The 21,380-nt window shown below is 60.1% G+C and carries 23 protein-coding genes; 13 read left to right on the forward strand and 10 right to left on the reverse strand.

Annotated features, from left to right (window positions below; translation table 11 throughout):
* Positions 1-348 precede the first annotated feature (348 nt).
* From AC1DSG_RS13305 to msrA, 4 genes are all read left to right on the forward strand, one after another.
* Positions 349-801: an Ohr family peroxiredoxin gene (locus tag AC1DSG_RS13305; protein ID WP_477791289.1), complete on the forward strand. Its 453-nt coding sequence runs from the start codon at positions 349-351 to the stop codon at positions 799-801.
* 106 nt (positions 802-907) lie between these two features.
* The gene (locus AC1DSG_RS13310) at positions 908-1,360 is read left to right on the forward strand and encodes an Ohr family peroxiredoxin (protein WP_477791290.1); all 453 of its coding nucleotides are present in this window, start codon (positions 908-910) and stop codon (positions 1,358-1,360) included.
* 148 nt (positions 1,361-1,508) lie between these two features.
* Positions 1,509-1,970, forward strand: coding sequence for a MarR family winged helix-turn-helix transcriptional regulator (locus tag AC1DSG_RS13315; protein ID WP_477791291.1), 462 nt, complete (start codon positions 1,509-1,511; stop codon positions 1,968-1,970).
* A 5-nt stretch (positions 1,971-1,975) separates the two neighbouring features.
* Positions 1,976-2,485: a peptide-methionine (S)-S-oxide reductase MsrA gene (msrA, locus tag AC1DSG_RS13320; RefSeq protein ID WP_477791292.1), complete on the forward strand. Its 510-nt coding sequence runs from the start codon at positions 1,976-1,978 to the stop codon at positions 2,483-2,485.
* A gap of 39 nt (positions 2,486-2,524) precedes the next feature.
* Here the strand turns inward: msrA and AC1DSG_RS13325 are convergent, their stop codons facing one another.
* Both AC1DSG_RS13325 and AC1DSG_RS13330 read right to left on the reverse strand, forming a co-directional pair.
* Positions 2,525-3,613, reverse strand: coding sequence for a polyamine ABC transporter substrate-binding protein (locus tag AC1DSG_RS13325; protein ID WP_477791293.1), 1,089 nt, complete (start codon positions 3,611-3,613; stop codon positions 2,525-2,527).
* Between the two features lie 39 nt (positions 3,614-3,652).
* Positions 3,653-4,954, reverse strand: a complete 1,302-nt coding sequence (locus AC1DSG_RS13330; RefSeq protein WP_477791294.1) for an NAD(P)/FAD-dependent oxidoreductase — start codon at positions 4,952-4,954, stop codon at positions 3,653-3,655.
* 145 nt (positions 4,955-5,099) lie between these two features.
* On the opposite strand from AC1DSG_RS13330, the gene AC1DSG_RS13335 reads away from it, so the two are divergent.
* Positions 5,100-5,999, forward strand: coding sequence for a LysR family transcriptional regulator (locus AC1DSG_RS13335; RefSeq protein ID WP_477791295.1), 900 nt, complete (start codon positions 5,100-5,102; stop codon positions 5,997-5,999).
* A gap of 117 nt (positions 6,000-6,116) precedes the next feature.
* Here the strand turns inward: AC1DSG_RS13335 and ptrR are convergent, their stop codons facing one another.
* Entirely contained in the window at positions 6,117-6,995 is an 879-nt protein-coding gene (gene ptrR, locus AC1DSG_RS13340; RefSeq protein WP_477791296.1) for a putrescine utilization regulator PtrR, read from the reverse strand.
* 100 nt (positions 6,996-7,095) lie between these two features.
* Between ptrR and AC1DSG_RS13345 the strand changes: the two genes are divergently transcribed.
* Entirely contained in the window at positions 7,096-8,487 is a 1,392-nt protein-coding gene (locus AC1DSG_RS13345) for an aldehyde dehydrogenase family protein (protein WP_477791297.1), read from the forward strand.
* A gap of 44 nt (positions 8,488-8,531) precedes the next feature.
* Here AC1DSG_RS13345 and AC1DSG_RS13350 read toward each other — a convergent pair whose 3' ends face one another.
* Entirely contained in the window at positions 8,532-8,903 is a 372-nt protein-coding gene (locus AC1DSG_RS13350) for a nuclear transport factor 2 family protein (protein ID WP_477791298.1), read from the reverse strand.
* A 129-nt stretch (positions 8,904-9,032) separates the two neighbouring features.
* Between AC1DSG_RS13350 and AC1DSG_RS13355 the strand changes: the two genes are divergently transcribed.
* Positions 9,033-9,704, forward strand: coding sequence for a glutathione S-transferase family protein (locus AC1DSG_RS13355; protein WP_477791299.1), 672 nt, complete (start codon positions 9,033-9,035; stop codon positions 9,702-9,704).
* Here the strand turns inward: AC1DSG_RS13355 and AC1DSG_RS13360 are convergent.
* Positions 9,701-10,645 (reverse strand): aldo/keto reductase, encoded by a 945-nt coding sequence (locus AC1DSG_RS13360; protein ID WP_477791300.1) that lies wholly within the window; start codon positions 10,643-10,645, stop codon positions 9,701-9,703. The genes AC1DSG_RS13355 and AC1DSG_RS13360 overlap by 4 nt on opposite strands.
* A gap of 98 nt (positions 10,646-10,743) precedes the next feature.
* Here AC1DSG_RS13360 and AC1DSG_RS13365 point away from each other — a divergent pair, with 98 nt between their 5' ends.
* From AC1DSG_RS13365 to AC1DSG_RS13380, 4 genes are all read left to right on the forward strand, one after another.
* A complete protein-coding gene (locus AC1DSG_RS13365) occupies positions 10,744-11,532 on the forward strand; it encodes an alpha/beta hydrolase (RefSeq protein ID WP_477791301.1) in 789 nt (262 codons plus the stop codon).
* 113 nt (positions 11,533-11,645) lie between these two features.
* Positions 11,646-12,545, forward strand: coding sequence for a bestrophin family protein (locus AC1DSG_RS13370; RefSeq protein WP_477791302.1), 900 nt, complete (start codon positions 11,646-11,648; stop codon positions 12,543-12,545).
* A 203-nt stretch (positions 12,546-12,748) separates the two neighbouring features.
* Positions 12,749-13,378, forward strand: coding sequence for a hypothetical protein (locus tag AC1DSG_RS13375; RefSeq protein ID WP_477791303.1), 630 nt, complete (start codon positions 12,749-12,751; stop codon positions 13,376-13,378).
* 19 nt (positions 13,379-13,397) lie between these two features.
* Positions 13,398-14,060 carry a helix-turn-helix transcriptional regulator gene (locus tag AC1DSG_RS13380; RefSeq protein WP_477791304.1) on the forward strand — a complete coding sequence of 221 codons (663 nt, stop codon included), beginning with the start codon at positions 13,398-13,400 and terminating at the stop codon, positions 14,058-14,060.
* 81 nt (positions 14,061-14,141) lie between these two features.
* Here AC1DSG_RS13380 and AC1DSG_RS13385 read toward each other — a convergent pair whose 3' ends face one another.
* Positions 14,142-15,503 carry an MFS transporter gene (locus AC1DSG_RS13385; RefSeq protein WP_477791305.1) on the reverse strand — a complete coding sequence of 454 codons (1,362 nt, stop codon included), beginning with the start codon at positions 15,501-15,503 and terminating at the stop codon, positions 14,142-14,144.
* Between the two features lie 129 nt (positions 15,504-15,632).
* Between AC1DSG_RS13385 and AC1DSG_RS13390 the strand changes: the two genes are divergently transcribed.
* The gene (locus AC1DSG_RS13390; RefSeq protein WP_477791306.1) at positions 15,633-16,529 is read left to right on the forward strand and encodes a LysR family transcriptional regulator; all 897 of its coding nucleotides are present in this window, start codon (positions 15,633-15,635) and stop codon (positions 16,527-16,529) included.
* A 3-nt stretch (positions 16,530-16,532) separates the two neighbouring features.
* On the opposite strand, the gene AC1DSG_RS13395 is transcribed toward AC1DSG_RS13390, so the two are convergent.
* Genes AC1DSG_RS13395 through galB form a run of 3 tightly spaced genes read right to left on the reverse strand, consistent with a single transcriptional unit; the run spans position 16,533 to position 19,059 of the window.
* A complete protein-coding gene (locus AC1DSG_RS13395; protein WP_477791307.1) occupies positions 16,533-17,609 on the reverse strand; it encodes a 4-oxalomesaconate tautomerase in 1,077 nt (358 codons plus the stop codon).
* A gap of 2 nt (positions 17,610-17,611) precedes the next feature.
* The gene (locus tag AC1DSG_RS13400; RefSeq protein WP_477791308.1) at positions 17,612-18,328 is read right to left on the reverse strand and encodes a 4-carboxy-4-hydroxy-2-oxoadipate aldolase/oxaloacetate decarboxylase; all 717 of its coding nucleotides are present in this window, start codon (positions 18,326-18,328) and stop codon (positions 17,612-17,614) included.
* Positions 18,325-19,059, reverse strand: coding sequence for a 4-oxalmesaconate hydratase (gene galB, locus AC1DSG_RS13405; protein ID WP_477791309.1), 735 nt, complete (start codon positions 19,057-19,059; stop codon positions 18,325-18,327). The genes AC1DSG_RS13400 and galB overlap by 4 nt, the downstream gene beginning before the upstream one ends.
* 156 nt (positions 19,060-19,215) lie before the next feature.
* Here galB and AC1DSG_RS13410 point away from each other — a divergent pair, with 156 nt between their 5' ends.
* Complete coding sequence (locus AC1DSG_RS13410) at positions 19,216-20,424, forward strand: LysR family transcriptional regulator (RefSeq protein WP_477791310.1); 1,209 nt, start codon at positions 19,216-19,218, stop codon at positions 20,422-20,424.
* A gap of 191 nt (positions 20,425-20,615) precedes the next feature.
* Here AC1DSG_RS13410 and AC1DSG_RS13415 read toward each other — a convergent pair.
* The coding region (locus tag AC1DSG_RS13415; RefSeq protein ID WP_477791311.1) for an OprD family outer membrane porin at positions 20,616-21,380 on the reverse strand (765 nt) is incomplete at its 5' end.

The following is a 21,380-nucleotide window of genomic DNA, read 5'->3' on the forward strand; positions in this document are numbered from 1 at the left end:
CTGATGCGCAAGCGGATAGCAAGGAGACGTGGGGCACGTCCCGAAGGGTACACGGTTAGAAAGATCTCCGCGCTGAGATCCAGCCCTTACGCCGTGTGAAGCAGAAGTACATAACACTGTTCTGTCAGAGTCCTGATAAACCTTGTAAGCCAGATACCAGCACTGGCCACCTACTCGAAATCCGAAGCCCGCGTAAAGCGGGCTTTTTCGTTTCTGACCACTCGTCGCGAAGGCACCCTGCTCCCCCTTGACACCGAGAGGGGTCTGCGGGAATATATTTCAATCGCATACGATACAAACGCATACGACACACAAATAAAACCTACTGCAACATTGAGGATTCATCCCATGAGCAAGATCGAAAAAGTCCTGGCCTCCGGCAAGACCCACACCAAAATGAGCGCCGCTGGCGTCACATCGCGCGGCCATAACGGCACCGTCGACATTCAGCTCTCTTCACCTGGCAGCGCGGCTCCTGTGCACGTGTTCGAAGCCACCCAGCCACACCCGAAAGCCGAGCAATTGTTCGCCGGTGCCTGGTCGGCCTGCTACATCGCCGCCGTCGGCCTCGCCGCCAAGCAAATGAACGTCGAACTGCCCAAAGATGTGGCGGTCGATATCGAAGTCGACCTGGGCCAGACCGGCGAGGCGTATTTCCTTCAGGCCCGATTGACGCTACGCGCACCCGGCCTGTCCCACGAGGTTGCGACGGAACTGGCACACAACGCTGACCAGATCTGCCCGTACTCGAAAGCGACACGCGGCAACATCGACGTGGCCCTGAACGTCATCACGGCGTGAAGAACCAGGTAAACCAGCCTGTCATTGGCTTCTAAAAACCCCATATATATCGCATGCGATGTAAGCGCATGCGAAACACAAATTACCGAACTTTTAGGGAATCATCATGAGCAAGATTGAAAAAGTCCTGGCCACCGGCAAAACCCACACCACCGCCAGCAGCACCGGCCACACTTCACGCGGCCATAACGGCAGCCTCGATATCGCGCGCTCGTCGCCCGGCAACACCACGCCTGCGCACGTGTTCACCGCGACCCAGCCGCACCCGACTGCCGAGCAACTGTTCGCCGGTGCCTGGTCGGCCTGCTACACCGCCGCCGTCGGGCTGGTGGCCAATGACATGAACGTGGTGCTGCCGGCGGATTTGTCCGTCGACATCGAAGTCGATGTCGGTCAGACCGGTCAGGATTACTTCCTCCAGGCGCGCTTGACCCTGCGCGTACCCGGCCTGGCGGACGACATCGCGAAGACTTTGGCCGACACCGCTGACCAAATCTGCCCGTACTCGAAAGCGACGCGAGGCAACATCGACGTGGACTTGAACGTGCTTACAGCGTGATGCCCAGCGCGGCGGGTTCGAGTTGTTCGCCGAGCCCGCCACCTGCCGTTCGCTGATCAACTTTGAATTTATCGCTCTTACGACACCATCGCACACGAGGTATATTTCAGTCCTGCGCGACAGCAGTCTTTGACCAATGAGGCCACCGATGAAACCCGACAACCCAGCGGCACCCGCGAGCCCCAAGCTCTCCGACTTTCTGTGTTTTGCGGTTTATTCAACCAACCTCGCCTTCGGCAAGGCTTACAAGCCGATCCTCGAAAAACTCGGCCTGACCTACACGCAATACATCACCATCGTGGCGTTGTGGGAGGAAGATGATCAGACCGTCGGCAGCCTGGGCGAAAAGCTGTTTCTTGAGTCGAACACGCTCACGCCGATCCTGAAAAAGCTCGAAGCGATGGGCTACCTGCAACGCCAGCGCAACCCTGAGGACGAGCGTCAGGTGCGGATCAATCTGACCAAAGAAGGCAAAGCCTTGCGCGAAGGCCGCCCGGAAAAGGGCCTCGCCGGCGCAACGGGCCTGACGGAGGACGAGTTCACGCAGATGCAGAAAGCAATCGTGAAGCTGCGTAACAACCTGATCAAATCAATCAATACTGAGGAGTGAGTGCTATGACCACGCAAACCGAAACCGCGATCCTGGCCGGTGGCTGCTTCTGGGGCATGCAGGATTTGATCAGACGAATCCCCGGCATCCTGTCGACACGGGTCGGTTATTCAGGCGGTGATGTGCCCAATGCCACCTACCGCAACCATGGCACCCATGCGGAAGCCATCGAGATCGTCTTCAATCCGGCGGTGATCAGCTATCGCCAGATCCTGGAGTTCTTCTTCCAGATTCACGACCCGTCGACCGCCAATCGTCAGGGCAACGACATCGGTGCCAGCTACCGTTCGGCGATCTTCTATCTCAGCGAAGAACAGCGCGATGTAGCCGAGGACACCGCGGCGGACGTCGATGCGTCCGGTCTGTGGCCTGGCAAGGTGGTGACCGAAATCGTACCCGCCGGCCCGTTCTGGCAGGCGGAGCCGGAGCATCAGGACTACCTCGAAAAAGTGCCTAACGGTTACACCTGTCACTTCATTCGGCCGAACTGGAAACTGCCGAAACGCGTGCTCTGAAGTAAAGCCTTGGGTCCCGGCAACGGGACCCAACGCTAATCAGGTATTGGTCTTCAACTTGGTCCACAACCGGGTACTCAACCTTGCGATGGCCGCCGGCAGTTCCTCTACGGTGAACAGTTTATCCAGCACATTTTTGGGCGGATAAATCGCAGCGTCCTCTTTCACCGCCGGTACTACATAGGCATCCGCTGCACTATTCGGGTTGGCGTAGTGGATGCTGTTGCTGATGTTGGCAATCACTTGCGGCGCCAGCAGGTAGTTCATGTAGGTGTAGCCGTTCTTCTCGTGGGGTGCGCTCTTGGGCATGACCACCATGTCGAACCACAGCGTCGAGCCTTCGTCCGGAATCGAATAGGCGATGTTGATGCCGTTATTCGCTTCCTTTGCACTGGCGGCGGCCTGTACCACATCGCCGTTAAACCCGATTACCGCGCAGACATTGCCGTTCGCCAGGTCGCTGATGTACTTGGAGGCATGAAAGTACTGCACGTAGGGCCTGATTTTCAGTAACGCCTGCTCGGCTTTCTTGTAATCCGCCGGTTCGTGGCTGTGCGGTGGCAGACCAAGGTAATTAAGGGTGATCGGCAGCACTTGCGTCGGATTGTCGATAATCGCCACGCCGCACTGACTGAGTTTCTTGATGTTGTTTTCATCAAAAAACAGGCTCCACGAGCGGGTGACATCGGTATTGCCGAAGATCGCTTTTATTTTTTCGACGTTGTAGCCAATACCCGCAGTGCCCCACATGTACGGATAGCCGTACTGGTTGCCGGGATCGTTGACCTCGAGTTTTTTCATCAATGCAGGGTCAAGGTTCTTCCAGTTTGGCAGCTGGCTTTTGTCGAGTTTCTGAATCGCCCCGGCTTTGATCAGTCGGGACAGGAAATGGTTCGACGGGCTGACCACGTCATAACCGGTGTTACCGGTCATCAACTTGGACTCCAGCACTTCGTTGCTGTCGTGAATATCGTAAGTGGCCTTGATCCCGGTTTCCTTGGTGAAGTTGACCAAGGTATCGTCGGCGATGTAGCCGTTCCAGTTGGAAATATTGACCTGTTCTTCGGCATACGTGACTGCCGAAAACGTCGTGAGCAGGACCATCAGGGACAGAGGGTTAACGCGCATGTTCGATCACCTTTTTGTTCTTTTGTGATAAGCGGATGTCTAGATTTCTGACTGTGCGCGGATGGCCTCTACGCGCATTCGCAGCATGGCACCGATGTCGAGCAGTGGCCGGGGTGGCAGCCAGCCGGGTTGTGCCCTGCGCATCACCGAGGCGAGCAGCGGCGAGTCAACACCCGACGCCAGTTCGGCGAGCAGCCGCCCCCACAAAGTGCCGCGCGCCACGCCAGAACCATTGCAGCCAGCCACGGCAAACACGCCCTCTTGCACCTGTGAAAAATACGGCTGCCCGGAACGCGAGGCGCTCAGGTGTCCAGTCCAGGTGTATTGGATGTCTTGCTCGCCCAACCAGGGGAAACGTCGTTGCAAGCCGAGCACATGGTGCTGGCGGCGGATCAACAACTCACCGGCGGACAAATCCCGCGGGCGGTATTCCGCCGTGTTGCGGATCATCACGCGTCGATCCGGAGTCAGACGCACTGTGGCGCCCAATGGGCGGGTGGACAAAACGCCCCAAGGTTCGACGTTGCCCATGTCGCGAAACTCGGCGTCACTCAATGGCCGCGTGAGGCTGGCGCTGAGCTCCATGGCAAACGTGCCGCTGTCCCGGATACCCGCACGCGGCACAAAGGCATTGAGACAGACCAGCACCTGCTTCGCCTCGATGCTGCCCTCGACACCGTTGGCCCGCAGACCTCCTTTACCCAGACATTCGAGGCCGGTGATGTCGGTATTTTCATAAACCATGACCGTCTGGGGCAGCGCATCGAGCAAGCCCTTCACGTATTTGGCCGGTTGCAGGAGCGCGTTGCCATTGCCGCACCAGATCGCTGCGCGGTAATGCCGGGTGCCGAGTTTTTGCGCCAGTTGTTCACCTTCCAGAAATTGCGCAGAGGCCCCGAGTGCCCGCAGCGTTTGCAGCTTGGCCTCGACGTGGGTCAACTTGCCGGGATCGCTGACGGCGAAGAAATAGCCGGAGTCCCTGAAATCGCACTCAATACCGTGACGGGCAATCATCTCGCCGACTTCTGCACGGGCGGCGCGTGAAATAGTGGTATCCACTTCAAATTCGGCGAACCCGGAGTTGCCGATCAGTTCGTCGTTAGTCGGATGTTCGTGGGCCACCACAAAGCCGGAATTGCGTGCCGAAGCGCCTTGCGCGGCGCGCTGTCGGTCGACCACCACAATGCGCGCCTGCGGGTGCAATTGTGCGAGGGCATGGGCGGCACTCAGGCCGGTGATGCCGGCACCAATCACCAGCCAATCGGCTTTTTGCGAACCGCTCAGACGATCACGCGCCGGTACACTTTCGGTTTGCGCGATCCAGCCACATTCATTTTTCATGCATCACCTGCCTGGATTGTCGTTCTGACCTGCGCATGCGGTAATCGCATGGGCGATATTGGATGTAGGCCGTCATGGCTAGAATCTATTAGGTCTTCAGTGATACAACCAACGTTATAAAATCATTGAGCCATTCTTAAAACGCATGGATAAAATTCGCCACGTACCCAATCTCCAAGCCCTGCAAGCCTTGGTGGAAGTCGCTGAAGCCGGCAGCTTCACGCAGGCGGCGCACACGCTGTGCCTGACCCAAAGCGCCGTCAGCCGACAAATCCAGCAATTGGAAAGCCACTTCGGCGTGCCAATGTTTGTGCGCAGCAGTCGCAGCCTTCGCCTGACGCCGGAGGGTGAACTGGTTCTAACCAGCGCGCGCACTATCCTTGGGCAATTGAAAACCCTCGAAGATCGGCTGTCCCCGCAAAAACGCCCCTTTCGCATACGCATGCATGTGTCGCTGGCGGTTCGCTGGTTGCTGCCGAAGCTGAGCGACTTCTATCGTCATCACCCGGACATTTCCCTGTCGATCGAGACCGTGGCCACCGAAATCGTCGAGCCGGCCAGCGACAGTGACGCGTACATCCTCTATCTGCCTGAGCCGTCCAGTGATCCCGCGTGCCTGACCCTGTTCGAGGAAGCGCTGATTCCGGTGTGCGCCCCCGGCCTCGGCAGTCCGACCCGGCCACTGGCCTCGGTGGAGGACCTGAGCGGATTTGCGCTGCTGCATCGTTCCGCGGACAAGCAAGCGTGGATCGACTGGCTGGCAGCCAATGGCGGCCAGTCGCTGGAGGACTACCGGCACATCCCCTTCAACCTCGATGAGTTGGCGCTGGATGCCGCCGCGCGCGGCCTGGGGGTGGCGATGACGGACATGACCCTGGCTGAGGAATCGATCGAGCGTGGTGTGCTCGTCGTCCCGTTTGGTCATCCCTTGAAGACCCGAGGATGCTACTCGCTGAACCTGCAACCCTCGGCCGCGTCGCATCCGGCGTGCGCGCTGATCATGCAGTGGTTTGCTGGCCAGGCTGAGGGGATGGCGACCCCATGACCAACACGGTCCCCTGTAGGAGCTGGCTTGCCAGCGAAGACGGCGGCACATCCAGCATCGATGTGACTGACCCCGCTTTCGCCGGCAAGCCAGCTCCTACCGGGTTATCGGGTGGGCTCAGGGTTGTGGCCGCACCACACCGCGCTCTTCCAGCAAACGCACAAACATGGTCAGGCTCCGGGACACCGTGCCTCGTCGCCACACCAGCCAGGTGCGTAAATACCGAAACGATTCCGACAACGGCCAGATACTCACCGTGGTGCACCCCGGCATGCTCTCCAGCATGCTGCGCGGCATCAACGCCAGGCCGGCCCCGGCGCTGACGCAGGCCAGCATGCCGTGATAGGACTCCATTTCGAAGATCTTGCCGGGCACTGCGGCGTCCTTGGTGAACCAGCTTTCGAAGTGGTGCCGGTACGAGCAATTGGAGCGGAAGGCGTAGATGTTTTCGCCGTTCACATCCTGTGCGCGATGGATCGGCGAATGGTTGAGCGGCGCGATCAGCACCATCTCTTCCTCGAACACCGGCACGCCTTCCAGTGCAGGGTGCAGCACCGGCCCGTCGACAAACGCTGCGGCCAGACGGCCTGACAACACGCCGTCGATCATGGTCCCCGAGGGGCCCGTGGTCAGGTCCAGTTCAACCTTGGCGTGTTTCTGGTTGTAGGCGGCCAACAGCTCTGGAATACGCACCGCCGCCGTACTTTCCAGTGAACCCAAGGGAAACGCGCCTTGCGGCTCTTCCCCTGCCACGGTGGCGCGGGCTTCCTGGACCAGATCGAGAATGCGCCGGGCATAGTCGAGAAAACTCCAGCCGGCCGGCGACAACCGCAGGCGGCTTTTCTCGCGGATAAACAGGTCCACGCCCAGATCCAGTTCCAGCTGCTTGATCCGCGTTGTCAGGTTGGAGGGCACCCGATGGATGTGCTGCGCGGCAACGCTGATGCTGCCGTRCTCGGCAACTGCCTTGAAAATTTCCAGCTGAACCAGGTCCAAGTCATTCTCCAAACGTGAACGTTATGCTCAGTATTATTCAGTTTCCAGAAAATTAACACCACCGTAACCTGAGCGCATTCCCACCCAGCAGGACGGTGCCATGACCAGCGTTTCCAGCCTTACCCATGCGATTTCGATCAACCCGGCCACCGGCGAGCAGATCGGCCACTACCCGTTCGAGTCCGAATCGGCACTGCAAGCCGCCCTGTCCCGGGCCGCTGGCGGGTTTCGCGTCTGGCGCAAAACAGCCGTCGAGCAACGCTCGCAGTTGTTGATCGCCCTGGCTCGGGCACTGCGCGACAGTGCGGACAAAATGGCCACCATGATCACTCTGGAGATTGGAAAGCCAATCACCCAGGCCCGCGGCGAAATCGAAAAGTGTGCGCAGCTCTGCGAGTGGTACGCCGAACACGGCCCGGCCATGCTGAACGCCGAACCGACGCTGGTTGAAGGCGGCAAGGCGCGCATTGAATACCGTCCGCTCGGACCGATTCTGGCGGTGATGCCTTGGAACTTCCCGATCTGGCAGGTGCTGCGCGGTGCTGTTCCAGCGCTGATCGCCGGCAACACCTACGTGCTCAAACATGCGCCCAACGTGATGGGTAGCGCTTATCTGCTGCTGGAAGCCTTCAAGAACGCCGATTTCCCTCAAGGTGTTTTCGAAGTGCTGAACGTCACGCCCGACGGCGTTTCCACCGCAATTGCCGACCCTCGTATCGCGGCAGTGACCCTCACCGGCAGCGTGCGCGCCGGTATCGCCATCGGCGCTCAGGCTGGTGCGGCGCTGAAGAAATGCGTGCTGGAACTGGGCGGTTCCGACCCCTTTATCGTGCTCAACGATGCCGACCTCGATGAAGCGGTCAAAGCCGCTGTCATCGGCCGCTACCAGAACACCGGGCAAGTCTGCGCGGCGGCCAAGCGCTTGATCGTCGAGCAAGGCATTGTCGAGGAGTTCACGCGCAAATTCGTCGAAGCCACGGCCAAACTGGTGGTCGGCGATCCACTGGCCGCCAACACTTACATCGGCCCGATGGCCCGTTTTGATCTGCGTGATGAACTGGATCAACAAGTGCGTGCCACCCTGGAAGAAGGCGCGACCTTGTTGATGGGCGGCAAAAAGGCTGAAGGCCCAGGCAACTTCTATGAGCCGACCGTGTTTGCCAATGTCACCGATCAGATGACCTCGTTCAAACAGGAATTGTTTGGCCCAGTCGCGTCGATCATCACGGCGCGTGACGCTGCGCATGCTCTGGAACTGGCGAATGACAGTGAGTTCGGCCTGGCTGCAACCATTTACACAGGCAATGTCGCGCTCGCCCAACAGATGGCCGGTGAACTGGAAACCGGTGGTGTGTTCATCAACGGCTACAGCGCTTCCGACCCGCGCGTGACCTTCGGCGGTGTGAAGAAAAGCGGTTTCGGCCGCGAGCTGTCGCACTTCGGGGTCCGCGAGTTCTGCAATGCGCAGACCGTGTGGCTGGACCGCCGCTAAGCGAAAAACGCTGCCTGGGAGTCGTTGGCTCCCAGGCAGCGGTTTTACTCGTGGAAGAAGTAGAGCTTGTTAACGATCATCCAGCGCTCGTTGATTTTCAGTAACGACAAATAATCCGTAAACCGCATGCCAATGTAGTCGTCCATCACTTTGACAGCGGCGGCATCTCCCGTGATATCGACGCTGAGCGTTTCCCAGAACGGTTTGACCTCTTTGGGCGCCGGCCCTTCGGCCTTGATCGCGCTGATAAAGTCATCCAGCGATAACCATTCCAGCTCGCCATGGTAGTGACCAATGATGCGACAAGCGGGATGAAACGCGTGCCGCAGCAGCACTTCGTCGGCGAACACCATCCCTTCTACATAATTGCGAATGACAACGCTGATGTGCTCCCTGTCCAGCGATTGAGCAGCCATGACATACCTCCAGCTTTATCGTCCTCACGCCGCAGGTGAGGGCTCAACCTCAAAAGTCTAGCACCGCCATTCGGACCGTCGCGAACGACGACTATGCTGATGGGGAACACGTCCCGGGAGGAGCTGAAGATGTCACTGACGCTTTATTACCATCCACTGTCGTCGTACTGCCACAAAGTGCTGATCGCGCTCTATGAACACGAGGTCGACTTCGAAAAACGCATCATTGACCTGGGCAATGCCGCTGAGAAAGCAGAGTTGCAGGCGCTATGGCCGATCGGCAAATTCCCGGTGTTCCGCGATCACACCGGCCAGTTCGACATAGCGGAGTCGACGATCATCATTGAATACGTGGATCACTATTTTGCCGGGCAAAACCGCTTGATTCCGGGGAAATGGGACACTGCGTTGGAGGTCCGTCTGTGGGATCGGGTCTGCGACAACTATCTTCAGACCCCACTGCAACAGATTGTCCTGGATCGCATCCTCGGTGCGAACGGTGATCTGACCCAGCAGCGTTCCACACTCCAGACCGTCTACGGCATGCTCGACCGTCAACTGATGAACGGCACATGGCTGGCCAGCGACGAGTTCAGCATGGCCGATTGCGCCGCTGCCCCCGCGCTTTTCTATGCCAGTACGCTTGAACGGATTCCTGAAGAGCATGGCAACTTGAACGCCTATTTCGACCGACTGATGAACAGGCCGTCGGTACAGCGGGTGATCGACGAAGCCAGGCCTTACTTCTCGCTCTACCCGTTTGAGCAAGACTTCCCGCAACGCTTTTACCCGCGCGCCTAACGCACGATATCGATCAACTGCTCGCGCTGCGCCCCTGTGAGCATTGGCCCGAAACCGGCACCGGCATTGTCCGCCATGTAACGCGGATTGCCGGTGCCGGGGATCACGCAGGTGACCGCCGAATGCGACAACAGGAACTTCAACGCCAGTTGCGCCCAGCTGTTGACCCCTACTTGCGCGGCCCATCCTGGCAGTGGCTTGCCCTTCAATCGTTCGAGCAAACCACCGCCACCGAAGGGCCGGTTGCAGATCACCGCCACACCGCGTTCGCGACACAGCGGCAAGATGCGTTTCTCGACACCGCGATCGTCCAGGGCATAGTTGATCTGCAAAAAATCCAACGGTTCGGCCTTGAGCAGCGCTTCCACTTCGTCGTAAGCCGACGCCGTGTAATGGGTGATGCCGATGTAGCGAATGCGCCCTTGTTCCTTCCATTGGCGCAACGTCGGCAAATGGATCTTCCAATCCAGCAGGTTGTGGATCTGCATGAGGTCGATGCGATCGGTTTGCAGCAAGCGAAAGGACTGCTCCATCTGCGCAATGCCCTCCTCGCGGCCACGGGTCCACACCTTGGTGGCAAGAAAGGCCGGCGAGCGCGGCTCATGGATCGACAGCAACTCACCGGTCGTCTGTTCGGCGCGGCCGTACATGGGCGAACTGTCGATGACCGTCCCGCCCTTCTTGAACAAGGCGCTGAGTACCTCTGGCAATTGTTTGTAGGCGGGGCTGGAAGGCTCGACATCAAAACCGCGATACGTGCCCAACCCGACGATGGGCAATGGCTCGTTGCTGGAAGGAATGGCGCGGGTCAGCATGGTCTTGCCTCCTGTTTCCGTCGACGGCGCAGAGGTTGCAAACGCCCGATCGAAGGTGAAAACCGCCGAAGCACCGGCAGCCAGCGTGAGTAGTTGTCGACGCGTGTATCCGTCAGTGTGGCTCATCGTATTTGCCTGTGTGGCCCAACCGGCGTGCCCCGCTACCGTTGAACTAAACTCTGGCACTGATTACGTGTGAGCGGTCCTCGACTCCAGAGCCATCAATGTCGCCCCCTAAAGTTAGTCGAATGTTCAGAACCCTGGCGTTTTCCGTCGTCATCATTGCCGCGTTGTACCTGGCGCTGTGTGCCGCGTTGTTCGTGTTTCAGCGCGCCTTGATCTACTTCCCGCAACCCAGTGCCGTCGATACACCGGCTTCGCTRCTGACGCTGACGGTTGAGGATGCGCAGGTGCAGGTTTCAGTCAGGCCGCATGACGGCCCGAACGCGCTGATCTACTTCGGCGGCAATGCCGAGGACGTGTCGGGCAATCTGGCCGCGTTTTCGCTGGCGTTTCCCGAACATGCGCTGTACTTGATGCACTACCGAGGGTACGGCGGCAGTACCGGCTCACCGTCCGAAGAGGCGATTGCCCGCGATGCCCTGACCTTGTTTGACACGGTCTATAACCGCCATCCGAATATTGCAGTGGTCGGTCGCAGCCTTGGCTCGGGCGTTGCCGTGCGCCTGGCCAGTCAACGCCCGGCCTCGCGGTTGATCCTGATCACGCCTTACGACAGCCTGGAAGGCCTCGCCAGACAGCGCTTCCCGCTGTTTCCAGTGACGTGGCTACTAAAGGACCGGTACGAATCGTGGCGATACGCGCCGCACATCAYAGTACCGACGTTGTTGATCGCCGCCGGGCATGACGAGGTCATCCCGCGTTCGAGCACACAGCAGCTCTACACCCATTTCGCCCCCGGCGTGGCCACGCTGAAGGTGATACCGGACGCGGGTCATAACTCCCTTTCCGACAACCCCGAATACCTCAAGTTACTGGGCGACGGATTATGATCACGAGCTCCTTCATAGACAGCATCGATCGCGCGGTAACGCAGAGTGATTGGACTCCACACCTGCTTGCTCTTAGCCTGCGCGCGACGCGAAACACCTGAAGGCAGAACTCCATGATCGTCAGACCCAAACCGAACTTCATCAATATCCTCAGCGCGATCAAGGGCTCGATTGCCAAACGGATTGCCTTGCGCAGCCTGATGGTGATGCTGCTGGCGTCGGTCATCGTGCTCGTCGAAACGACGCACCCCAGCTACTTTTCCAAAGTCAGTGCAACGCCGTTTACGCTGTTGGGGTTGTCGCTGTCGATCTTCATGAGTTTTCGCAACAACGCCTGCTACGACCGCTGGTACGAAGGGCGCAAAGCCTGGGGCGACGTGACGGTTGCGATTCGGTCGATGATTCGCGAAACCGCGATCATCAAGAATGCCGACAGGCGAAACGCCATCTTGAGTGACTTGTGTGGATTCGCCCATGCGCTCAAAGCCAAGCTGCGCCAGGAAAACGAACGGGCGGCAAGTGGCCGTTGGCTCGACCCGATCCCCAATGACCACGAGCCCGACTTCAGCGGGCGCATTTTGTTGCAGGTCGGCCAGCAGTGTTCGGCACTCAGCGAGTCGGGGCTGATCAACGAATGGCGCTACACGATCATGGCCAATCAACTGGCCCACCTGACCCAGGCGCAGGCCGCCTGCGAACGGATCAAACACACGCCGCTGCCGTTTGCCTACACGTTGTTGCTGCACCGCACCAGTTACCTTTTCTGCTTCCTCCTACCCTTCGCCATGGCCGAACCCCTGGGCTGGATGACACCGATCTTCACGGCGATTGTGAGCTACACCTTTTTTGGCCTGGATGCGATTGGCGATGATCTGGAGGATCCCTTTGGTCGCGACGAAAACGATCTGCCGCTCGATGCGATCGTGCGCACCATCGAGCGGGAGATCCTGACCGCGATGGGTGAAACGCAGCTGCCTCCAGTGCTGGCGCCGGTGGACTTTGTGTTGAGGTGATTTCACTTCTGATAAAAGTGGCGTGGTCGACGATGCGGACCTGCCTTCAACCTCAGAGTCGATTTCGTCAAGGTGTGGCAACGTAGCCGCCCGTTACGCTCGACGTGACCGCTGATCCGCAAACTTTGCTTTTACCCAATAAAAACATATTTTGATGCTTTAATTGATATTGTCGAACAATCCCACGAACAGAGGGTGCCGTGATGAATATCAAAACCTTGGCTTTATTGTTGTTGGCTTTGTGCGCTCAACCCGTCTGGAGCCAGACTCCCCCCGCCACACCACCCGCCGCCGATAGCGCGGCCCTCACCACCCGCCTTGCATTGCGCGACCTGTGGGTCGAACATATTTTCTGGATCAGAGACTACGTGATTGCCAACCAGGCGGGCGACAAGGCACAAGCCAAACTCGCCGCTGAGCAGGTCGTCGACAATGCCACCAAAATCGCCAACGCCATTGCCCCGCTTTACGGCCAGCCCGCCGCCGATCAGCTGCTCAAGCTGCTGGCCGGTCACTGGGCGGCGGTGAAACACTACAGCGACGCCACCGTCGCCAAGGATGAGAAAGGCAAGCAGGCCGCTGTCGCCGAATTGACCAGCAATGCCAAGGCCATCGCGGCTTTCCTGGCCAAAGCCAACCCCAACTTGCCTGAAAGCACATTGGTCACCATGCTATCGGCCCACGGCGGGCACCATGTCAGTCAGATCGATCAAATCGCCGCCCATGACTATGCCGGCGAAGCCAGCACTTGGCACATGATGCGCGTTCATATACTGGCGCTGGCCGACGCGCTGACGGCGGCACTGGTCAAACAGTTCCCGGACAAATTCTGAAAACGCGCGAGGACACGCCATGCTTGAAGGACTGGGCCGCACCCAGCAGGACTTGCTCAATGCGCTGCTGCACCATGCGAGCGGCATGAGCATTGACGAGCTGGCTGAGCAATTGGCCGTCACCCGCACCGCGATTCGCCAGCACCTGGCGGCGCTGGAGGGTGTCGGCCTGGTCCTGCGCGGGGACACGCGCCCGACTGGCCGGCGTCCAGAGCAACTGTATCGGCTCACCGAGCATGCGAAGGAGTTGTTCCCCCGCCAATATCAGTTGCTGGCTAGCGTCCTGATCGACGAAGTGGCCGACATCATCGGCCCCGAGGCACTCGCGTCGCTGATGCGCAGCATGGGCCGCAAACTGGCGCTGGACCGTGAACAACAGGTGGTGGACGAAGGTAAAATCGTGCAGCACATGAATCAGGCCGGATATGAAGCCGAGGTGATCTTTCGCTCCTCGGACGACAAGGAAATCGTCGCGCACAACTGCGTGTTCCACCGCCTCGCTGCCGCTCATCCGGTGGTGTGTGAACTGGATCTGGCGTTAATTGGTGCATTGGGCGGTGGTGAGGTCGACCATACGGAATGCATGGTCCGGGGCGGGAATGTTTGCCGGTTCAAATTGCGACCGATTGAGGGTCAGGATGATGCTGATACCAACACTGCTGATCCGGCGGCTGACATATAGGAAAGGCTTCAATCGCAGGTTGCCTGATCCAAATCACCGCCGCAGCCCCCTGTGGGAGCGCCTGCTCGCGATAGCGGTGTGTCAGCTGACATTAATGTTGACTTTGCCGCCGTCATCGCGAGCAGGCTCGCTCCCACAGGGGGTACGTATCGCGATGACCAACGCCAAGACGATCAGCCCTGCCGCAACCGCAAACGTGACCCGCATGCCATTGCCGGCAAACACTGCGCCCATCGCCGAGGCGCCGGTGATCAACCCCAGATTGCGCGACAGGCTGAGCAACCCGGCAATCACACCGCGCTGATCCGCACTGACGCCCGTCATGATCAAGGTGTTGTTGGTCGCCTGAAACAACGCATAACTGGCAGTGATCACCGCGATAGGCGCGATATAGCCGGGAATGCCGAAACCCGCCGGCATGATCGACAACACCCCGGATCCCAGCGCCATGGTGGAGAGCCCGAACACAGTCATGCGCTGCGCGCCAAAACGGTCCACCAGACGACCGGCCGGAACACCGGCCAGCGCCGCTACCAGCGGGCCGACCGACAAGATCAGCCCGACCAACGCAGCGTTCAACCCTAGCATGCCCGAGAGATAAAACGGCCCGACCACCAGCGTCGACATCATCACCGTCGACACCAACGCGCTCATTGCCAGGCTTGCACTCAGTCCACGTTCACGCAACAGCGCCAACCTGATCAAGGGCGATCTGGACGTTGTCTCTACAAACAAGAAAACTCCGGCGCCGACACCAGCGACCAGCAGCAACCCCCAATGGCCCAAAGTCATGGCCAGCGCATACGTACCGAGCGTCAGCGCCAAGAGCAGCGTCCCCGGAAAATCGAAACCACGCCGCCGGACCACTGGCCGATCCGCCGGGAGGCAGCGATACGCGAGCACAAAATTCAAAACGCCCAACGGCACGTTGACCAGAAAAATCGCCTGCCAACCAAAACCGGACATCAACACGCCGCCCAGCGAAGGACCCAGCGTGGTGCCCATCGCCGACATCGTTCCGAGCAAGCCCATGGCGCTGCCGGTCTGCGCCTTCGGCACCGTGTCTCCGACAAACGCCACGGTCAGCGCCAACAGGATCGCCGCGCCAAGGCCTTTCACAGCGCGGGCGGCGACCAGCCAGCCCAACGAAGGCGCGAGCGCGCAGGCGAGCGAGGCCAGGGTGAAAATGACGATGCCGCTCAACAACAGGCGTTTGCGACCGACCAGGTCTCCGAGTCGTCCGACGCTGACGATCAACGTCGTGATCGCCAGCAGGTAAGCCAGGACAATCCACTGCACATCTTCAAACGCTGCGCCAAAGGCCTGCGCCAAGGTCGGCAAACCGGCATTGGCGATGCTGGTGTCCAGGGAAGGCATCAACATCGACAGGGAAAGGCTGGCAAGCGCCCAACGGACCGGGGTGGATGGCGTGAGGGTTTTCATGGGGGTGGCCGCTTCTGAAAGAGTGGCTTTCAGCGTATGCGCGCGGCTGATACGGCGGAAGACGCAGCGTTTGCACTTGATACCTGCACACAACGCCATGTCACGGCACTTTCGTGCTAACGTTCAGCCATGACCACACCCGATCTGAACCTGCTGATTACCCTCGATGCCCTGCTCGTCGAAGGCAGCGTGGGCCGCGCCGCCCAGCGCTTGCGACTGAGCCCATCGGCGATGAGCCGGGCGCTGGCGCGTTTGCGTGAAACCACCGGCGACCCGTTACTGGTGCGCGCCGGCCGGGGGCTGGTGCCGACGCCGCGAGCGCTTGAACTGCGCGAGCAGGTCAGCCAACTGGTGCAGCACGCCGAAGCGGTGTTGCGCCCTGCCGAGCTCCTTGATCTCAAGCACTTGGTTCGTACCTTCACCCTGCGCACCAGCGACGGCTTCGTCGAAAACTTCGGCCCGGCACTCATTGCTCGCCTCAGCGAGGAAGCACCCGGCGTACGCCTGAAGTTCGTGCAGAAACTCACCAAGGACAGCGCGCTGCTGCGTGACGGAACCGTCGATCTGGAAACCGGCGTGGTGGGCGACACCACCAGCCCCGAAGTGCGCACCCGCGCGCTGTTCCAGGACCGCTTTATCGGTGTGGTGCGCGCCGGACATGGGTTGAGCGACGGCGAGATCACTCCCGCCCGTTACGCCGCTGGCCGGCACATCCTGGTCTCGCGACGCGGGCGGGACAGCGGGCCGATGGATGACGCCTTGAAATCATTGGGACTGGAGCGAGACATCGTCACCATCGTTGGCGGTTTTTCGGCCGCACTGGCACTGGCCCGCGCCTCGGACCTGATCGCGACCGTGCCTGAGCGACATACTCAAAACCTGCGCGCCGGTTTGCACAGCTTCACCCTGCCAATCCCGACGCCACCGATCACGATCTCCATGCTCTGGCACCCACGAATGGACGCGGACTCGGCGCATCGGTGGTTGCGCGAATGCGTTCGTGAGGTGTGTGCGCAGGCCGAATAGCCTTCACTTCGACCAGATCGTTTGCGGAACGAACACCACGCCCTCGAACAACAACCGCGCGGTGCGCATCAACCCGCACCCCGCCAATTGCCCGTCCTTCAGACGCAATTCCACGGTGAATTCCCCGGTCGGATGCTCAATCGACAAACGCCGCACATCCCCTTCGCCAACACTGGCCAATCCCGTCGCGACCGAGCCTTCGATCAAACAGGCTGCGGCCACACTGACCGCGCCAAAAACACCAATGCTGGTGTGGCAACGATGCGGAATGAAACTGCGGGTGCTCAGCGCCCCGCCCGCCTGCGCCGGTGCCACCAGGCACATTTTCGGCACGTTACGTTGCCGTACATCCCCCAGATTCATGCGCGGCCCGGCTTGCAGGCGAATGGCTTCGATACGGGCCTTGAGTTCGACGTCAGCGTCCAGTTGCTCGGGGCTTTCGTAACCGCTGCAACCGAGCGCCTGGGCACGGATCAGCACCACCGGCATGCCATTGTCGATGCACGTGACGTACACACCGTCGAACATGTCCAGCGCATTGCCGGTCGGCAGCAGTGCGCCGCAACTGGAGCCGGCGACGTCTTCGAACTCGACGATCAGCGGCACGGCCTGCCCTGGCACGCCATCAATCCGCGCATCGCCCGAATAGCGCACGGTTCCATCAGGCGTGGGGACATGCGCCACGGCGATTTGCCCGGTGTTTTCCATGAAGATTCGCACCGGAGTTTCGTCGCCGGTCACCGCCACCAACCCGCGCTCGATGGCAAACGGCCCGACCGCAGCAAGAATGTTGCCGCAGTTCTGTCCGTAATCGACGCGAGCCTCTTCGACCAGCACTTGGGCGAACAGGTAATCAACGTCCGCCTCGGCGCGCGCGGAGGGTTTGATGATCGCCACTTTGCTGGTCAGCGAATCGCCGCCGCCGAGGCCGTCGATCTGACGCTTGTCCGGCGAGCCCATGACGGCCAGCAGTACCTGGTCGCGCAGCGCCGGCTGATCGGGCAAATCACTCGCCAGAAAATACGCGCCTTTGGACGTGCCGCCGCGCATCAGCAGGCAGGGAATACGGGTTTGTCCCATGCTCAGTCTCCGAGTTCGTCGAGACTGTCGATATAACGCAAGCCCTTCTCGGCCAGCCGGCCACGCATGTTGTAGATATCCAGGCCCAATTCGCCCTTGGCCAGGCGCAAGGCCTTCTGTTCTTCCAGGTCGGCGCGGGCGCGGCTGGCTTCAACGACCTGCGGCACTTCGGCGCGACGCACGATGACCACACCGTCGTCATCGGCCACCACCACATCCCCCGGATTGACCAACTGACCACCGCACACCAGCGGCAGGTTGACCGAGCCCAAGGTCTCTTTGATCGTGCCTTGGGCACTGATGGCGCGGGACCACACCGGGAAGCCCATTTCGCGCAGCGTATGGGTGTCGCGCACCCCGGCGTCGATCACCAGCGCGCGCACGCCGTGAGCTTTCAGCGAGGTCGCCAGCAAGTCGCCGAAGTAGCCATCGGTGCACGGTGAACCAGGCGCAACCACCAGGATGTCGCCGGGCCGGCATTGCTCCACCGCCACATGGAACATCCAGTTATCGCCCGGTGCGACCAGCACGGTGACCGCTGAACCGCTGATGGCGGTTCCCTGTTGAATCGGTGTGATCGACGACGCCAACAAGCCTTTGCGCCCCTGTGATTCATGAATGGTAGCGACGCCGAAACGTCCCAGCTCATTCACCAGCGATGCCTCGGCACGGGGAATGTTGCGCACCACAATGCCGGTTTTGCCGATGTGTTCGCTCATGCCAGGTTCTCCGTCACGCGTGGGAAGATGCTCTGGTAGCCCTCGCCATACACGATGTTGCGGGTCGAGGTGATCCCGACGTTACGTTTGGCTTGCACGCCACGTTGCAGGGCCACACGGGTGTAGTACTCCCACAGGTGTTCCTGACCGGCCATGCACTGGATCGCCGCGTACTTTTTGTCCCAGACATCGGTGATGTCCAGCAGCACGTCCGGGCGCCATTCGCACTGTTCTGGCTGGTGCGGCTCGAAGCTGTACACCGGCGGCGCGCCGACGATTTTTTCGCCCGGGTTGTAGCCTTCGGCCTGGGCGATGATGCGCGCCTCTTGCGTCAGGTTCATGGCCAGCGGGTGGTCGTAGTTGTAGGGATCTTTCAGCGAATGACTGAGGACGAATTCCGGCTGGACCCGGCGAAACACATCAGCCAGGCGGAACAGGGTTTCCTTGTCAGCGCGCATCGGGTAGTCACCGATGTCGAAAAACTCGACGCTGGCACCGAGAATATCGGCGGCAGCCTGCGCTTCCTCGCGGCGCGCGGCCTTGACCTTCGATTCGGTCATTTCGCCCTTGCGCCAGAGCTTGGCGGACTCGCCGCGTTCGCCGAACGACAGGCAAACGATGTGTACGTTGTAGCCCTGCTGCGCGTGCAGTGCGATGGCACCGCCCGCACGCCAGACGAAATCGGCAGAGTGTGCGCTGACGACCAGCGCGTTTTTGGATGACTCGATCATTGCGGGTGCTCCTCCTGCGTTTCGAAAGAGCATCGCACCGGGGCCCATCGTCGGAGTAATGCGTTCGAGTGTTGGAGGTATGCGTTTTTTTTATTGCCTCCTCTTCAGGGCAGAGGCATAGTCCGGCTGAACGCGGACCAGCCGAGCATGCACCCCATGGAAACCCCTGAACTTCCCAGCCTGATGCACGTGCGCGCCTTTGTCCGGGTGGCCGATCACGGCAGTGTATCCAAGGCTTCAGTGGCGCTGTTTCGTGCCCAGTCGGTGGTTACCCGCTCGATTTCCGAATTGGAGGCGCGGCTTGATGTGCCCTTGTTCGAACGGCACGCCAACGGCATGCGACTGACCGATTTTGGCGAGCGCTTGTTACCCCGCGCCCGGCGTGTGCTGGCTGAACTGGACAGCGTGCCGAAGATGTTGGGGGCTGGCGACAAACAGGCCGTCGAGCCGTTGTATCTGTTCCAGGCCCGACGCCTGCAAGTGTTCGTCAAACTCTGTGAAACGCACCATATGCAGACCGTGGCCAGCCTGTTGGGCCTGAGCCAGCCGGCCGTGAGTTCGACGCTTAAGGTGCTGGAAAGCGGCTGCGGTCAAACCCTGTTCGAGCGCACACCCCGCGGGTTGCAGCCGACCCGGGCCAGTCATGAAATCCTGTTTCCGATCCGCCGGGCACTGAACGAATTGCGTCATATCGAAACCGACATCACCGCCATTTGTGGTGCATTGCAGGGCGTGGTCCAGGTCGGCGCCCTGCCCTTGGGCCGCACACGTATCTTGCCCGAAGCGATCGTGCGCTTGATGGCCGAACACCCCGGTATTCAGGTGATCACCAATGAGAGCCCGTTTGATTTGCTGGCGACGGAACTGCGTGCCGGCGATGTCGACTTCATTTTTGGCGCCTTGCGCTCGGCAGCCTATGCCAGCGACCTGAGCGGCGAGTCGCTGTTCAACGAAGACATGGTGGTGTTGGCGCGCCGCGATCACCCGCTCGCTACGCAAGCCGATCTGCATCAGGCGCTCGGCTCCACGCAATGGGTACTGCCGCGCGCCGGCTCCCCCGCCCGAAAAATGCTTGATGACTGCTTCACCGGGTTCGGCATCGCGGCCCCACGGCCCGTGGTGGAAAGTGCTGACATGGCGATCATTCGCGGGCTGTTGCTGCGCTCGGACATGCTCGCGGCGGTGTCCGCCCACCAGCTCGAACAGGAAATTGCTTCCGGCGAGCTGTGCATCCTGCCGCTGCGGCTGAAACAGACCACCCGCGCCATCGGCCTGACTTATCGCAACGGCTGCTTGCATTCACCAGTGGCTCTGGCCTTGATGGACATGATTCGACGGGTGATTCGCGAAGAAGCAGCCCTGTAGCAGCTGGCGCAGCCTGCGTCCGGCTGCGCAGCAGTCGTGATACCTGAATGCGCGTTCTGACTGACATACATAGTCGTCTGGTTTGGCGACTGCTRCGCAGCCGGACGCAGGCTTCGCCAGCTGCTACAAAAACTGTGTAATCGCCATCGCGAGCCTGCTCGCGATGGCCGTAGCCCATCAAACGATGAGCGTTACAGCAAGCTAAGCGGATAGCTGATGATCAAACGGTTTTCATCAAACTCATTGGTGCTGTAGTCGCGACGGATGGTCGAGTTGCGCCATTTGACGTTGAAGCTCTTCAACGGGCCGCTTTGTACGGTGTAGGCCAGTTCCGACTCGCGGCCCCACTCCTTGCCATCGGTGACGGTGCCGGTGTGGATGTTGTCACCGCTGATGTAGCGGTTCATCAGCGTCAGCCCCGGCACGCCGAGTGCGACGAAGTTGTAGTCGTGGCGCACCTGCCAGGATTTTTCCTGGGCGTTGTCGTAGCTGGAGTTGTAGCTGTCGTTGGCCAGGGTGCCGCCGCTGGTGCCGTTGACGCGCATCCAGAGATCGTCACCGGTGAGTTTTTGCAGGCCGACGTAGAAGGTGTTGCCGCCATACTTGGCCGAGAGCATGGCAAACCCGGTTTTGTTGTCGAGGTCGCCGGCCAGGGCGCTGCCGTTTTCTTTGCCAATGAAATAGCCAAGGTTGGCGCCGAGGACCCAGTCGCCAATCGGCTGGCTATGGTTCAGGTTGTAATACTGTTGCTGGTAGAGGTCGCTGAGTTCTGCGTACCAGGCCCCGACCTGGGTGCGTTTGTCGTTGAATGTGTATTCGCCACCACCGAAGTTGAAACGGTCCGAAGTGAAGGCAGCGGATTTGCCGTTCATGAACATGTCTTCCATGCTCGCATCGTTACGCGGACTGTTCTGGCGGAACTGGCCGCCGTAAATGGTCAGGCCGCTGATCTCGGT

It is taken from the genome of Pseudomonas sp. P5_A12 (assembly GCF_056400685.1).

Coding starts and splice junctions, on each gene's coding strand:
- AC1DSG_RS13345 (WP_477791297.1), top strand. CDS start 7,096: ATGACCAGCGTTTCCAGCCTTACCCATGCGATTTCGATCAACCCGGCC.
- AC1DSG_RS13395 (WP_477791307.1), bottom strand. CDS start 17,609: ATGGGACAAACCCGTATTCCCTGCCTGCTGATGCGCGGCGGCACGTCC.
- AC1DSG_RS13385 (WP_477791305.1), bottom strand. CDS start 15,503: ATGAAAACCCTCACGCCATCCACCCCGGTCCGTTGGGCGCTTGCCAGC.
- galB (WP_477791309.1), bottom strand. CDS start 19,059: ATGATCGAGTCATCCAAAAACGCGCTGGTCGTCAGCGCACACTCTGCC.
- msrA (WP_477791292.1), top strand. CDS start 1,976: ATGACCACGCAAACCGAAACCGCGATCCTGGCCGGTGGCTGCTTCTGG.
- AC1DSG_RS13330 (WP_477791294.1), bottom strand. CDS start 4,954: ATGAAAAATGAATGTGGCTGGATCGCGCAAACCGAAAGTGTACCGGCG.
- AC1DSG_RS13400 (WP_477791308.1), bottom strand. CDS start 18,328: ATGAGCGAACACATCGGCAAAACCGGCATTGTGGTGCGCAACATTCCC.
- AC1DSG_RS13315 (WP_477791291.1), top strand. CDS start 1,509: ATGAAACCCGACAACCCAGCGGCACCCGCGAGCCCCAAGCTCTCCGAC.
- AC1DSG_RS13390 (WP_477791306.1), top strand. CDS start 15,633: ATGACCACACCCGATCTGAACCTGCTGATTACCCTCGATGCCCTGCTC.
- AC1DSG_RS13410 (WP_477791310.1), top strand. CDS start 19,216: ATGGAAACCCCTGAACTTCCCAGCCTGATGCACGTGCGCGCCTTTGTC.
- AC1DSG_RS13380 (WP_477791304.1), top strand. CDS start 13,398: ATGCTTGAAGGACTGGGCCGCACCCAGCAGGACTTGCTCAATGCGCTG.
- AC1DSG_RS13310 (WP_477791290.1), top strand. CDS start 908: ATGAGCAAGATTGAAAAAGTCCTGGCCACCGGCAAAACCCACACCACC.
- AC1DSG_RS13350 (WP_477791298.1), bottom strand. CDS start 8,903: ATGGCTGCTCAATCGCTGGACAGGGAGCACATCAGCGTTGTCATTCGC.
- AC1DSG_RS13370 (WP_477791302.1), top strand. CDS start 11,646: ATGATCGTCAGACCCAAACCGAACTTCATCAATATCCTCAGCGCGATC.
- AC1DSG_RS13375 (WP_477791303.1), top strand. CDS start 12,749: ATGAATATCAAAACCTTGGCTTTATTGTTGTTGGCTTTGTGCGCTCAA.
- AC1DSG_RS13355 (WP_477791299.1), top strand. CDS start 9,033: ATGTCACTGACGCTTTATTACCATCCACTGTCGTCGTACTGCCACAAA.
- AC1DSG_RS13360 (WP_477791300.1), bottom strand. CDS start 10,645: ATGAGCCACACTGACGGATACACGCGTCGACAACTACTCACGCTGGCT.
- AC1DSG_RS13305 (WP_477791289.1), top strand. CDS start 349: ATGAGCAAGATCGAAAAAGTCCTGGCCTCCGGCAAGACCCACACCAAA.
- AC1DSG_RS13335 (WP_477791295.1), top strand. CDS start 5,100: ATGGATAAAATTCGCCACGTACCCAATCTCCAAGCCCTGCAAGCCTTG.
- AC1DSG_RS13325 (WP_477791293.1), bottom strand. CDS start 3,613: ATGCGCGTTAACCCTCTGTCCCTGATGGTCCTGCTCACGACGTTTTCG.